Annotated in this window: 12 protein-coding genes; 9 read left to right on the plus strand and 3 right to left on the minus strand. The window is 72.0% G+C overall.

Annotated elements, in window-relative coordinates; all coding sequences use genetic code 11:
* From BKE38_RS13390 to BKE38_RS13420, 7 genes are all read left to right on the plus strand, one after another.
* On the plus strand, positions 1-477 hold a 477-nt coding region (locus BKE38_RS13390), incomplete at its 5' end, for an alpha/beta hydrolase (RefSeq protein WP_106409209.1).
* Between the two features lie 69 nt (positions 478-546).
* Positions 547-1,080 carry a thiamine pyrophosphate-binding protein gene (locus BKE38_RS13395; protein WP_242662342.1) on the plus strand — a complete coding sequence of 178 codons (534 nt, stop codon included), beginning with the start codon at positions 547-549 and terminating at the stop codon, positions 1,078-1,080.
* Entirely contained in the window at positions 1,077-1,664 is a 588-nt protein-coding gene (locus tag BKE38_RS13400; RefSeq protein WP_207553562.1) for a thiamine pyrophosphate-dependent enzyme, read from the plus strand. Before BKE38_RS13395 ends, BKE38_RS13400 begins: the two co-directional genes overlap by 4 nt.
* Positions 1,661-2,053 (plus strand): cupin domain-containing protein, encoded by a 393-nt coding sequence (locus BKE38_RS13405; protein ID WP_076957816.1) that lies wholly within the window; start codon positions 1,661-1,663, stop codon positions 2,051-2,053. Before BKE38_RS13400 ends, BKE38_RS13405 begins: the two co-directional genes overlap by 4 nt.
* A 112-nt stretch (positions 2,054-2,165) precedes the next feature.
* Entirely contained in the window at positions 2,166-3,188 is a 1,023-nt protein-coding gene (locus BKE38_RS13410) for an LLM class flavin-dependent oxidoreductase (protein ID WP_076957817.1), read from the plus strand.
* Between the two features lie 66 nt (positions 3,189-3,254).
* A complete protein-coding gene (locus BKE38_RS13415; protein ID WP_076957818.1) occupies positions 3,255-4,037 on the plus strand; it encodes an IclR family transcriptional regulator in 783 nt (260 codons plus the stop codon).
* A 94-nt stretch (positions 4,038-4,131) separates the two neighbouring features.
* Positions 4,132-5,538, plus strand: a complete 1,407-nt coding sequence (locus tag BKE38_RS13420) for an amidase (RefSeq protein WP_106409210.1) — start codon at positions 4,132-4,134, stop codon at positions 5,536-5,538.
* A 3-nt stretch (positions 5,539-5,541) separates the two neighbouring features.
* On the opposite strand, the gene BKE38_RS13425 is transcribed toward BKE38_RS13420, so the two are convergent.
* Complete coding sequence (locus BKE38_RS13425; protein WP_076957820.1) at positions 5,542-7,146, minus strand: ABC transporter substrate-binding protein; 1,605 nt, start codon at positions 7,144-7,146, stop codon at positions 5,542-5,544.
* A gap of 114 nt (positions 7,147-7,260) precedes the next feature.
* On the opposite strand from BKE38_RS13425, the gene BKE38_RS13430 reads away from it, so the two are divergent.
* Together BKE38_RS13430 and BKE38_RS13435 are read left to right on the plus strand one after the other, a co-directional pair.
* Positions 7,261-8,073, plus strand: a complete 813-nt coding sequence (locus tag BKE38_RS13430; RefSeq protein WP_083747529.1) for a phytanoyl-CoA dioxygenase family protein — start codon at positions 7,261-7,263, stop codon at positions 8,071-8,073.
* A 93-nt stretch (positions 8,074-8,166) separates the two neighbouring features.
* Positions 8,167-9,108: a tripartite tricarboxylate transporter substrate binding protein gene (locus tag BKE38_RS13435; protein WP_076957822.1), complete on the plus strand. Its 942-nt coding sequence runs from the start codon at positions 8,167-8,169 to the stop codon at positions 9,106-9,108.
* On the opposite strand, the gene BKE38_RS13440 is transcribed toward BKE38_RS13435, so the two are convergent.
* Positions 9,089-12,253 carry an efflux RND transporter permease subunit gene (locus BKE38_RS13440; protein WP_076957823.1) on the minus strand — a complete coding sequence of 1,055 codons (3,165 nt, stop codon included), beginning with the start codon at positions 12,251-12,253 and terminating at the stop codon, positions 9,089-9,091. The two genes, BKE38_RS13435 and BKE38_RS13440, sit on opposite strands and share 20 nt — an antisense overlap.
* The coding region (locus tag BKE38_RS13445; protein WP_131829587.1) for an efflux RND transporter periplasmic adaptor subunit at positions 12,250-12,788 on the minus strand (539 nt) is incomplete at its 5' end. The genes BKE38_RS13440 and BKE38_RS13445, both read right to left, overlap by 4 nt.

The following is a 12,788-nucleotide window of genomic DNA, read 5'->3' on the forward strand; positions in this document are numbered from 1 at the left end:
GGGCTGAGGGTGCGGGGGGGCGACGGGTCCGGGGGACGCGATGCCGGGGGCATCGGCGAGGCCGAGGATGCATCCCTGGTTGCACAGACCCGGCGGGACGGGCATCCGGGGCTGCCGCTGGCGCTGGTCGGCTTCTCCTTCGGCGCCCATGTCTATGCCCGCCTCGCCTGCGCGCTGGAGGACGAGGCGCCGGCGGCGGCGATCGTGCTGATGGGCCTGCCGGTCGGGCGGGTGCCGGGCGGGCGCGACTATGCGGCGCTGCCGATCCCGCGCCGGACGCTGCTGCTGCATGGCCAGGACGATGCCATGGCACCGCTGGCCTCGCTGCTCGACTGGGGCCGGGCGAGCCAGCACCCGGTCACCGTCTTCCCCGGCGCCGAACATTTCTTCAAGGGCTGCCTGGCCGAGGCGCTGGACCAGGTGGTGGCCCATCTCGCCGCCCTGCCGGACGGCGCGAGCGATCGCATCCCGGCATAGGACGCAGAGCGAGATTATAATTCTGCTCAGGCCCGATCCATGGCTAGCTCCTCCGAAAGAGGGGGGAGGATGCGCATGGTCTCAGAGAGCGAGCCGGGCTGGCAGCGCGAGGTCTTCGACGTCCTGAAGGCCGCCGGCGTGCGCCATGTCTGCTACGTGCCCGATGCCGGGCATGCTGCCGCCATCCGCCTGGCCGAAGCCGATCCCGGGATCGAGGCCGTGGTGCTGACCACCGAGGAAGAGGGCATCGGCTATCTGGCCGGCGCCTGGCTGGGCGGCGAGGGCGGCGCGCTGCTGATGCAGTCCAGCGGCGTCGGCAACTGCATCAACACCCTGGCGCTGCAGCCCTGCATCCGCTTCCCGCTGCTGATGGTGGTGACGATGCGCGGCGACTGGGCCGAGTTCAACCATTGGCAGAACCCGATGGGCCAGGCCACCGAGCCGGTGCTGAAGCAGATGGGCGTCATGACCTGGCGCGCCGATGCGCCGGCCGAGGTTTCTCCCCTCTTGCGCGGCGCCGCGACCATGGCCTTCGAGGGCGATTCCGCCTGCGCGCTGCTGCTCGGCCAGCGGCTGATCGGCGAGAAGGAATGGGTGAAATGACAGCAGGCGGAACCCTCGACCGGCGCGCCGTCGTGGCCGGGCTGCTGCAGGAGCGCCGCGAGCTGCTGGTGGTCTCGGCGCTCGGCTCGCCGTCCTACGACCTGATGGCGGCCGGCGACCACGACCGCAATTTCTACCTCTGGGCGGCGATGGGCAGCGCCGCCATGGTCGGCTTCGGCCTGGCCCAGGCGCAGCCCGACCGGCCGGTGCTGGTGCTGACCGGCGACGGCGAGCAGCTGATGGGCCTGGGCGCGCTGGCCACCATCGCGCTGCGCCGCCCGCCCAACCTGACCATCGTCGTGCTGGACAACGGCCATTACGGCGAGACCGGCATGCAGCCGAGCCATGCCGGCCGCGGCGTCGAGCTGGCGCGCCTGGCCGAGGCGCTGGACTTCCCCTCCGCCGAGACCATCACCGAGCTGCAGGGCGTCGAGCCGCTGCGCCGCCGGCTGCATGCCCGCGCCGGGCTGCATCTCGCCGTCGTCAAGATCGAGCCGCGCAACTGGCCGCGCGCCTTGCCGCCGCGCGACGGCGTCTTCGTCAAGAACCGCTTCCGCCAAGCCCTGGGACACAGCCCGTCATGAGCAGCACCGACACCCCGAAGCGTCAGGCCGACGAGTTCCACAACCTCGACGACGGCCAGGGCGGCATCTTTCGCGAGCTCGCCCCGGGCCTGACCACGCGCATCTTCGCCGGCGAGCAGGCCATGCTCTCCATCGTCAGCATCGCGCCCAATGCGGAGGGCAAGCTGCATGCCCATCCCGAGGAGCAATGGGGCGTGCTGCTCGACGGCAGCGCGGTGCGCATCCAGGGCGGCGAGGAGATCGCGGTGAAGAAGGGCGATTTCTGGCGCACCCCGGGCGGCGTGCCGCACACCATGCGCGCTGGCCCCGAGGGCGCGCGGGTGCTCGACATCTTCAGCCCGCCGCGGCCGGAATACCGCGTTCCCGGCTCCGGCTTCGGCACGGCATGACCATCATTGGCGCGGGTGATTGGGCAGCCGGCGCCGCGCGCAGCATATAGGCGGTCGACCAAACCTATTCCGGCGGGGCGCTTGCCCCCGCCGCGCAGGGATATCGACCGCCATGAAGAAGATCGGCTTTCTGTCCTTCGGCCATTGGACGCCCTCGCCGCATTCGGCGACGCGCTCGGCCGCCGACGTGCTGACCCAGTCCATCGAGCTCGCCGTCGCCGCGGAGGAGCTGGGCGCGGACGGCGCCTATGTCCGCGTCCACCACTATGCCCGCCAGCTGGCCTCGCCCTTCCCGCTGCTGGCGGCGATGGGCGCGCGCACCAAGAGCATCGAGCTCGGCACCGCGGTCATCGACATGCGCTACGAGAACCCCTTCTACATGGTCGAGGATGCGGGGGCGGCCGACCTGATCAGCGGCGGGCGGCTGCAGCTCGGCCTCAGCCGCGGCTCGCCGGAGCAGGTGATCGACGGCTGGCGCCATTTCGGCCATGAGCCTGTCGCGGGCGAGACCGATGCCGAGATGGGCCGCCGCCATGCCCAGGTCTTTCATCAGCTGCTGAAGGGCGAAGGCTTCGCCCAGCCCAATCCGCGGCCGATGTTCCCGAACCCGCCCGGGCTGCTGCGGCTGGAGCCCCACTCGGAAGGGCTGCGCGACCGCATCTGGTGGGGCGCCGGGTCGAATGCGACCGCGGTCTGGGCGGCGAAGCAGGGGATGAACCTGCAGAGCTCGACCCTGAAGGACGACGAGACCGGCGAGGCCTTCCACATTCAGCAGGCCAAGCAGATCCGCGCCTATCGCGAGGCCTGGAAGGAAGCCGGCCACGCCCGGACGCCGCGTGTCTCGGTCAGCCGCAGCATCTTCCCGCTGCTCGACGACCGCGACCGCGAGTATTTCGGCCGCGGGGCCAAGGAGCAGGACCAGGTCGGCTTCATCGACGAGCGCACGCGCGCCATCTTCGGCCGCGGCTATACCGGCGAGCCGGAAAAGCTGATCGAGCAGCTGCGCGGCGACGAGGGCATCGCCGAGGCCGACACCCTGCTGCTGACCATCCCCAACCAGCTGGGCGTCGACTACTGCGCCCATGTGATCGAGGGGGTGCTGAAGCAGGTGGCGCCGGCGCTCGGCTGGCGCTGAGCATCGCTTGATCTCCGTCGCCTGGCCTTGCGACACTCGACTGTCACAAGGCCAGGGGCGGGGGCGATGGCGGCGGAGGCACGGGACAGCCAGGGCGTCGTGGCGCGGGTCGCCGAGATCCTGCGCGCCTTCGCCGAGGCCGGCGGCAGCCTGTCGATCAAGGAGCTGTCGCAGCGCCTCGACCTGCCGCCCAGCACCCTGCACCGGCTGCTGGACCAGCTGCTGGAGACCGGGCTGGTCGAGCGCGCCGCGCATCGCCGCTACCGCGTCGGCGGCGAGTTCAGCCGGATCGGCGCCCTGGCCGCGCGCAAGGCCGGCATGCTGCGCCTGGCGGGGCCGGTGCTGCAGGACGTGGCGCGGCAGACCACCGAGACCTGCATGCTGGGGCTGCTGCTGCCGCAAAGCCTCAGCATGATGTTCGTCGACAAGGCGGCCGCCGCCCTGCCGCTGCCCTATCCGATCCGCATGCACCGCGCCCGCCCGCTGCTCTGGGGCGCGACCGGCCTGTGCCTGCTGGCCTGGCTGCCGCCACCGGCGGTGGAGCAGGTGCTGCGCGGCGCCGGCCCCTCGCCGCTGGATGGCCGCGCGCCGCCGCGGGGCGCCGCCCTGGCCGAGCGCCTGGCCCAGATTCGCGCCCGCGGCTATGCGCTGACCCGCGGCGAGCAGACGCGCGACGCGGTGGGCCTGGCCGCCCCCGTTTTTGGCGCCGGCCAGAGCATCGTCGGCGACCTTTGCATCACCCTGCCGCGCGCCCGCTTCGCCGCCTGCGACGAGGCACGCTTCGCCGGGCTGCTGATGCAGCGCGCCGCCACGCTGTCGCGGCTGAACGGCCATGTCGCTGTGGCGTGAGGCCGGATTCCGCTGGCCGGAATGCCGCGGCTTGAAGCCGCTGTTCGCTGGCGCCTAGCCTCGATCCTGAGTTCCAAGGACCAGGAGAATGGCGATGAGCGCGGTGCAGAACGCCGGCTACGACCTGCGGCAGCAACCCGGCCCCGGCTTCCACGATGCGGTGCCTGGCTTCCGCGAGGGCAGCGACACGCCGCGCGCCTATCTGGAGCGCTGCCTGGCCACCATCGCCGCGCGCGAGACAGCGGTGCAGGCCTGGGTGGTGATCAACGAGGCCGGTGCCCGCGCCGCCGCCGATGCCAGCACCGCGCGCTGGCAGGCCGGGCGGCCGCTCTCGCTGATCGACGGCATGCCGATCGGCGTCAAGGACCTGATCGCGACGCAGGACATGCCGACCCAGATGGGTTGCGCCGCCTATAAGGGGCACTTCCCGAAGCACGACGCCGCGCTGGTGCAGGCGCTGCGCGCCGCCGGCGCCGTCATCCTGGGCAAGACGGTGACCACCGAGCTCGGCATGTCGGAGCCCGGCCCGACCACCAACCCCTTCCATCCCGGCCACACGCCGGGCGGCTCCTCCTCCGGCTCGGCGGCGGCGGTGGGGGCGGGCATGGTGCCGGCGGCGATCGGCACCCAGGTCGGCGGCTCGATCATCCGCCCGGCCAGCTATTGCGGCAATATCGCGCTGAAGCCGACCCAGGGCGCGATCAACCGCGGCGAGCGCCAGACCCTGTCGCAGGCCACGGCCGGCGTGCATGCCAATGCCGCCGAGGACATGTGGCAGGTGGCCATCGAGATCGCCCGGCGGGTCGGCGGCGACCCCGGCATGCCGGGCCTGTTCGGCCCGGCGACACCCCCTGCCCCGTCCCGGCCGGCGCGGCTGATCGTCATGCAGGCCGAGGGCTGGGCCATGCTGGACGAGGCCTCCCGCGACGCCTTCGCCGCCATCCTGGCGCAGCTGCGCGCCGCCGGCGTCGAGGTGCTGGAGCGCGGCGACCATCCCTGGATCGAGGCCTTCGAGCAGAGCATCGCCGGTGCCAAGGCGATGACCAACGAGGTCTGCGCCTTCGAGAATCTGAGCTCCATCCGCAGCCTGCTGGCGCAGTCGCCCGACGGCGTCAGCGAGCGGCTGCGGCGCCGCCACGCGGTGGGCGAGGCCATGGACCTGGAGCGCTACCGCCTCGGCCTGCTGCAGCGCGAGACGGCGCGGCGGCACCTGGCGGCGCTCGCCCCCCTGGCCGATGCGCTGATCGCGCCGGCCTCGCCCGGCCCGGCCCCGGCCTGGGGCGGCGACGTCCCCGGCCAGCCGCTGAACCCTCGCCCGACCGGCGACATCGCCTACAATGCCGCGACCTCGGCGCTGGGGGTGCCGGCGGTGACCGTGCCGCTGACCAGCGTCCATGGCCTGCCGATGGGCATCCAGGTGATCGGCCAGCCGCATATGGATGCCCGCGCCACGTCCATCGCCCGCTGGCTGCTGGCGACGCTCGACCCCGTGGCGCGGTAACTTCTAAGGCGCCGGGCGGATGCCCATGGCGACGGTGCGCTCGTCCATCCGCGGATCATGCACCAGCCCGCGGCGCAGCCCCCAGCTGTTGGTCAGCTGCAGCAGCTGGATATAGGGGGTGGTCGCGACGTAATGCGCGACCGCCCGGCGCAGCAGCGCCTCCCGCGCCGCGTCGTCCAGGGTCGCCGAGGCCTCGGCCGTCATGGCGTCCAGCTGCGGGTCGGACCAGCCCCACATATTGGCGGCGCCGGTCAGGCGGGACCGGTCGGCGGTGCCGGCGATGGAGACCAGGTAGTTGATCGCCTCGCCGGTCGAGCTGCCCCAGGCCGCCATCTGCACCAGGAATTCCTGCCGCGTCCGCCGCGGCACGAAGGCGGAATAGGGCAGCGCCTCCACCGTGGTGCGCACGCCGATCCGGGTCCACATCTGCGCCACCGCCTGGGTCAGCCGCGCATCGTTCGGCCAGCGGTCGTTCGGCGTGGTCAGCGTCAGGCGGAAGCCCTCCGGATAGCCGGCCTCGGCCAGCAGCGCGCGGGCGCGGTCGGGGTCGAAGGGGGTGGGCCTGACCGCCGGGTTGTGGCCGAAAGCGCCCTCCGGCAGCCATTGCGCCGTGGGCTGGGCGGCGCCTTCCATCACCCGCTCGACCAGGGCGTCGCGCTGGATCGCCAGCGACAGCGCCTGGCGCACCCTGAGATCGCGGAACGGGTTCTGCGGCAGCGGCCGGCCGGCATTGTCGGTGGCCTGGGGCGAGTTGCCGGCGATGCTGTGCACCGGGGCGATGAACATGGTGCGCAGGCTGGCGATCTCGCTGACCGTCACCTTGGGGTCGCGCTTCAGCCGCGCCAGGTCGCTGCTGGGAATCTGGTCGATCACGTCGACATCGCCGGCCAGCAGCGCCGCGGTGCGGGCCGTGTCGTTGGCCAGAAAGCGGTATTCGACCCGGGCCCAGGGCTCGGCCCCGCCCCACCAGGCCTCGTTGCGCAGCAGGACGGCGACGGTGCCGGGCCGGTATTCGCCCAGGCGATAGGGGCCGGTGCCGATGGCGGCGCGGCCGCTGTTGTAGTCCTCGGTTCCGGCTCCGGTCCCGGCATGGCGCGAGACGATGCTGACCGAGCCGAGGTCCACGGGGAGCAGCGGATGCGGCTGGCGGGTGTGGATCCGCAGTGTGTGGGGGTCGACCGCCTCGGCCCTGGCGACCATGCGCAGGAAGGCGCCGAAGCCGCCCGGGCTGTTCGGCACCAGCGGCGCGCGCTCGAAGCTGAACAGCACGTCGTCGGCGGTGAAGGGCCGCCCGTCATGCCAGGCGACCCCGCGGCGCAGGCGGAATTCCCAGACGGTGTCGGAGATCTGCGTCCAGCCCTCGGCCAGGGCCGGCTGCGGCCGGGCGCGGGCGTCGCGCTCCACCAGCCGGTCGAAGAGATGCATGGTCAGCGCGTTGTTCGGCCCGTTGTTGTGGAAATGCGGGTCGAGCGAGGTGGCCGGCGCGCCGGCGCCGATGCGCAGGCTCTGCGCCGTGGCGGCCTGGGGCGCGGCGGCGGCCAGCAGCAGGCCAGCCGCGGCCAGCGCGGCCCGGCGCCGGCGCAGCCAAGTCGGTCGGGGGGTCGTCATGGCGAGGCCTCCTGCCCGGGCGGCCGGGACGACGGCGCCCTGTCGTCGCGCAGGCTGCGGCGCCACGCCGATGCGGGGCAAGAGCGATATTCCGGCCTGCGGAACGAGCGGCGCATGAGAACGTCTGTTCTCGCCCGCCAGGCCTCCCCTATCCTGCCGCGCATGGATGACCGACACGACCTGGCGGGCTTCGCGGCCCGCGGATTTGCCCTGCTGCCCGGCGCCGTCGATGCGGCGCTGCGCCAGTCCCTGATCGATGCCGTGCAGCGGGTGCAGGATTCCGTCCCGCGCCTCGCCCCCGAGTTGCGGGAGCGTCTCACCCTGGAGCGGGACCTGCCCGCCACGCATCGCGACGGCATCGAGGCTGGCTCGGTCGGCGACGCCATCTTCATCCTGGGCGACCCGGTGGCCTTCGACGCCGTCTTCTGGTCGGTGCTGCGCCAGCCGGTGATCACGCAGGCCATCCGAGCAGCGCTGGGCGGCGTCGAGGTGGCCGCCCATTTCATGAACGTCACCATCAAGCAGCCGGGCTTGGGCCGCCGGATCGGATGGCACCGGGACTTCGCCAATGGCTATGCCAGCCCGCCGCGTTCCTGCTTCCTGCGCGCCATGCTCTGCCTCGACGGCATGACCGGTGCGGGCGGCGCCACCCAGTTCATCCCCGGCTCGCATCGGCTGGCCGACGAGGAGGCCAGCGCCGCGAAACCGCCGCGGGGCTGGCAGCCGCCACCGGACGACATCGTCACCGTGACCTGCGCGCCCGGCGACCTGGTGCTGATCCACCCCAAGGTGCTGCATGGCGGCGGCATGAACCGTTCGGCGCGGACGCGGCGCAACCTGATCCTGCAGGCGGGGGACGCCGCCGTGCCGCTGCGAGCGCCGCCCGCCCTGGAGGCGGTGCTCGGCCATCGCCTGACCGAAAGCTGACCTGACGTCCGCGGCACCCCTGACCTAGTCTGGCCGCAGCCCGGCCGGCACCCGGCGGACCGGGACCAAAAGAACGGGGAGCAAGACAGGTCCATGAACAAGCTGACGAGGATCGGCGCGGCGGTGCTCGGCCTGGCCCTGGCGCTGCCAGTGGCGGCGCGGGCGCAGAACGTCACCACCATGATCGTCAACTACTCGGCCGGTGGGTCGACCGACCTGATGGCGCGCATCATGCAGCCGGAGCTGGCGGCGGCGCTGGGCCAGCAGGTGGTGATCAAGAACACCTCCGGCGCCAACGGCACGGTCGGCGCGCTGGAGCTGACGCGGGCGCCGCGCGACGGCAGCACCATCCTGATGACGCCCGGCGGCTCGCTGGTGCTGACGCCGCATACCCGCGGCGCCTCCTTCAGCCGCGCCGACTTCGCGCCGGTCTGCCAGGTGGTCTCGGCGCCGATCATCATGATGACGCCGCAAGGGTCGGGCTTCCGGAGCCTGGCCGACGTGCTGCGTGCCGCCCGCGAGGCGCCGGGGGCGCTGGCCATCGCCAATACCGGCCCGGGCAGCACGCCGCATATCAGCTCGATCTCGCTGGAGCGCCTGACGGGGGTGGAGTTCAACCACATCCCCTTCCGCGGCTCGGGCGACGTGGTGCAGGCGATGGCGGCGAAGCAGATCACCGTCTTCACCGACCAGACGCCGCTGGTGCGGCAATACGGCTACCATCCGATCGCCGTCTATGCGGCCGAGCGGATGGCGGAGTTCCCCGAGACGCCGACCTTCCGCGAGCTCGGCTTCGACCTGGCCTTCGCCATCTGGTCGGGCTTCTACGCGCCTGCCGGCACGCCCGAGCCGGTGCTCGACCGGCTGGATGCCGCCTGCCGGCGGATGGTGGAAAGCCGCGCGGTGGTGGAGGGCATGAAAACCATGAACATGCCGATCCAGTATCGCGGCCGCGCCGACTTCGCCGCCTTCCATCAGGCCGAATACGATCGCTACCAGCAGCTGGTGAAGCGCTTCAACCTGACGGTGAACTGACCTCCTTCGCGGTACCGGGCGCCTGACCGGGCGCCTGACCGGGCGCGGGGAGAGGCGCGGCCTCCGCCCTCCCCGCGAACCACGTGTAGAAAAGCGGGATCAGGAAGACGGCCAGGAAGGTGGCGGCCAGCATGCCGCCGACCACCGCCGTGCCGATCGCCAGCCGGCTGCCGGAGCCGGCGCCGCTGCTCAGCGCCAGCGGCAGGCAGCCCAGGATGAAGGCCAGCGAGGTCATGACGATCGGCCGGAAGCGCAGCCGCGCCGCCGCCAGCGCCGCCTCCTTCGCCGACTTCCCGGAGCGCCGCTCGAGGACGGCGAATTCGACGATCAGGATGGCGTTCTTCGCCGCCAGCCCGACCAGGGTGATCAGCCCGACCTGGAAATAGATGTCGTTGTTCATGCCGCGCAGCCAGACCGCCAGCAGCGCGCCGAACAGGCCGAAGGGCACCGCCAGCAGCACGGCGACCGGCAGCGACCAGCGGCCATATTGCGCCGCCAGGATCAGGAAGACCATGACGATGCCGAAGCCCAGGGCCAGGGCCGCGGCATTGCCGCCAGCCAGCTCCTGATAGGCGGCGCCGGTCCAGGCGATGCCGAAGCCGGGCGGCAGCGCCTCGGCCGCCACCTGCTGCATCGCCCGCAGCGCCTGGCCGGAGGAATAGCCGGGCGCCGCGGCACCGTTGATGGTCGCCGCCGGATAGACGTTGAAGCGCTCGGCCATGTCGCTGCCGACCATGCGGGTCAGGCGCAGCATGGCGCTGGCCGGCACCAGCTCGCCGCCGGCGGCGCGGACGAAGACCCGGCTGAGGTCCTCGGGCGCACGGCGGTATTCGGCCTCCGACTGCAGGTTGACGCGGTAGTTGCGCCCCATCAGCGAGAAGTCGTTGACGTAGAGGCTGCTGAAGGTGCTCTGCACCGTCTCGAACAGCGCGGCGAGGGTGACGCCCCGCGCCCGCGCGGCGTCGCGGTCGATGTCCAGGCGATAGCGTGGCACGTTGCCCTGCAGCGTGGTGCTGAGGCCGGCGAGCTCCGGCCGCTCGCCTGCCGCCTGCAGCAGCGTCTGCACTGCCTGGCCCATGGCCTCGCGCCCGGCGCCGCCGCGATCCAGCAGCTTCATCTCGAAGCCGCCGACCGAGCCCATGCCGTCGATGGCCGGCGGGTTGAAGGCCAGGGCGAAGGCGTCGCGCAGCTGCGCCAGCGCGCCGAAATACTGGCCCGCCAGCGGGCGCGCATCCTGATCGGGCGCGCGGCGTTCCGACCAGTCCTTCAGTTCGACGAAGGCGGCGCCGGCGCTGGTCGAGGCCGCGTTGGACAGCAGGTTGAAGCCGGCAAAGGAAGTGACCGAGCGGACATTCGGATCGGCGCGCAGGATCGCCTCGATCTCGGCGCCCGAGCCGGCGGTGCGGTCGACCGCGGTCGCCGGCGGCATCGACCAGGCGACCAGCAGGATGCCCTGGTCCTCCTCCGGCACCAGCCCGCCGGGGACGCTGCGGAACAGGCCGAAGGTGAGGCCGCAGACGATGGCGAAGCAGGCCAGGCCCAGCAGGCCGCGACGCAGGAAGAAGCGCACGCCCGCGGTGTAGCCGGCGGTGATCCGGTCGAAGCCGCGGTTGAACAGGCGGAAGGGCAGCAGCGGCTGGCCGTGCCCCGGCTTCAGCATCACCGCGCAGAGCGCCGGGGTCAGCGTCAGCGCCACCACCCCCGACAGGAGCACCGAGACCGAGATGGTGATGGCGAACTGCTTGTAGAGCTCGCCCGACAGGCCGCCGAGGAAGCCCACGGGGATGAACACCGCGCAGAGCACCAGCACGATGGCGATGACCGGGCCGGTCACCTCCTCCATCGCCTTGATGGCGGCGGCGCGCGGGGGCAGGCCTTCCTCGGCCATCAGCCGCTCGACATTCTCGACCACGACGATGGCGTCGTCGACGACGATGCCGATCGCCAGGATCATGCCGAACAGCGTCAGCATGTTGATGCTGAAGCCCAGCGCATACATGCCGGCGAAGGTGCCGATGATCGAGACCGGGATGGCGATCAGCGGGATCACCGTCGCCCGCCAGCTCTGCAGGAACAGGAAGACCACGACGACGACCAGCGCCACCGCCTCGAGGAAGGTGGCGATGACCTGCTGGATCGAGACCTTGACGAAGGTCGTGGTGTTGTAGGGGATCGAATATTCCATCCCCTGCGGCATGGCCTCCGCCAGCTCGTCCAGCCGCGCGGTGACGGCGGCCATGGTCTGCAGCGCATTGGCCCCGGGCTGCAGGTAGATGCCAAAAGGCGCGCTCGGCCGGCCGTTCATGGTGCCGACGAAGTCGTATTGCTGGGCGCCGAGCTCCACCCTGGCGACGTCGCGCAGCCGCAGGGTCGAGCCGTCGGGCCGCGCCTGCAGGATGATGTTGCCGAAGGCCTCGGCATCCGGCAGCCGGCCCTCGGCGGTCATGGCATAGGCATAGGCGCCGCCCGCCCCCGGCGCGGCGTTGATCTGGCCGGCGGCGAATTGCTGGTTCTGCTCGCGGATGGCGGCCGAGACGTCCGATGCGGTGAGCCCGAACTGCGCCAGCTTCTCCGGCTGCAGCCAGACGCGCATGGCATATTCCTTCTGCCCGAACAGGGCCGCATTGCCGACGCCGCGGATCCGCTTGATCTCGTCGATGACGTTGCGCAGCGCGTAGTTGCTCAGGAAGATCTCGTCGAAACGGTCGTCGGTCGCGGTCAGCGAGACCACGGCCAGGAAGGCGCTGGACTGCTTGCTGACGGTGACGCCGACGCGCTGCACCTCGGAGGGCAGGGTCGCCAGCACGCTCTGCACCCGGTTGCTGACATTGATCGTCGCCTGGTCGGGATCGGTGCCGATCTCGAAGCTGACGCTGAGCGACATGCTGCCATCGGTGTTGACCGACTGCATGTAGATCAGCCCGTCGACGCCGTTGATGGCGCGTTCCAGCGGCGCCGCCACGGTCTGCGCCACGGTGTCGGCATCGGCGCCGGAATAGCTGGTCGCCACCTGCACCTGCGGCGGCACGATCTGCGGATATTGCGCGATCGGCAGCGCGGGCAGCGCCACCAACCCCGCCAGCACGATCAGGATGGACAGCACGCCGGCCAGGACCGGCCGCTCAATGAAGAAGCGGGCGCTCACGGCCGGGCCTCCACCGCCTCGACCACGGCGCCTTCGGTGACCTTGACCAGCCCCTCGGCGATGACGCGGTCGCCCGGCTTCAGCCCTTCCTCGACGATCCAGTCGCGCGCCAGCATGCGGCCCAGGCGGATGGCGCGCCGCTCGGCCTTGCCGTCGGGACCCACGACATAGGCGAAGGGGCCCTGCACGTCCTGCTGCACGGCGGCCTGCGGGATGCGGATCGCCGGCCGCGCCGGGCCGGAGACGCGCAGCCGCACGAACTGCCCCGGGATCAGCCGGCGGTCGGGATTGGCGAAGGTGGCGCGGCCGCGCACCGTGCCGGTGGTCGGATCGACCGTCGCCTCGGTGAAGCTGACGCGCCCCTGCGGCGCCGCGGCGCCATCCAGCCGCCCCCCAGCCGGCAGGTCGGCCGCCCCTGCCCCCAGCGCCCCCAGGTCGGCGGCGTTGACGGCGAAGCTGACATGCACCGGGTCGAGCTGGGTGATGCGGGTCAGCAGGGACGTGTCGCCGGTGCCGAACAGGCTGCCTTCCCGCC

Source organism: Teichococcus deserti (genome assembly GCF_001982615.1).
In the GTDB taxonomy this organism is placed as follows: domain Bacteria; phylum Pseudomonadota; class Alphaproteobacteria; order Acetobacterales; family Acetobacteraceae; genus Pseudoroseomonas; species Pseudoroseomonas deserti.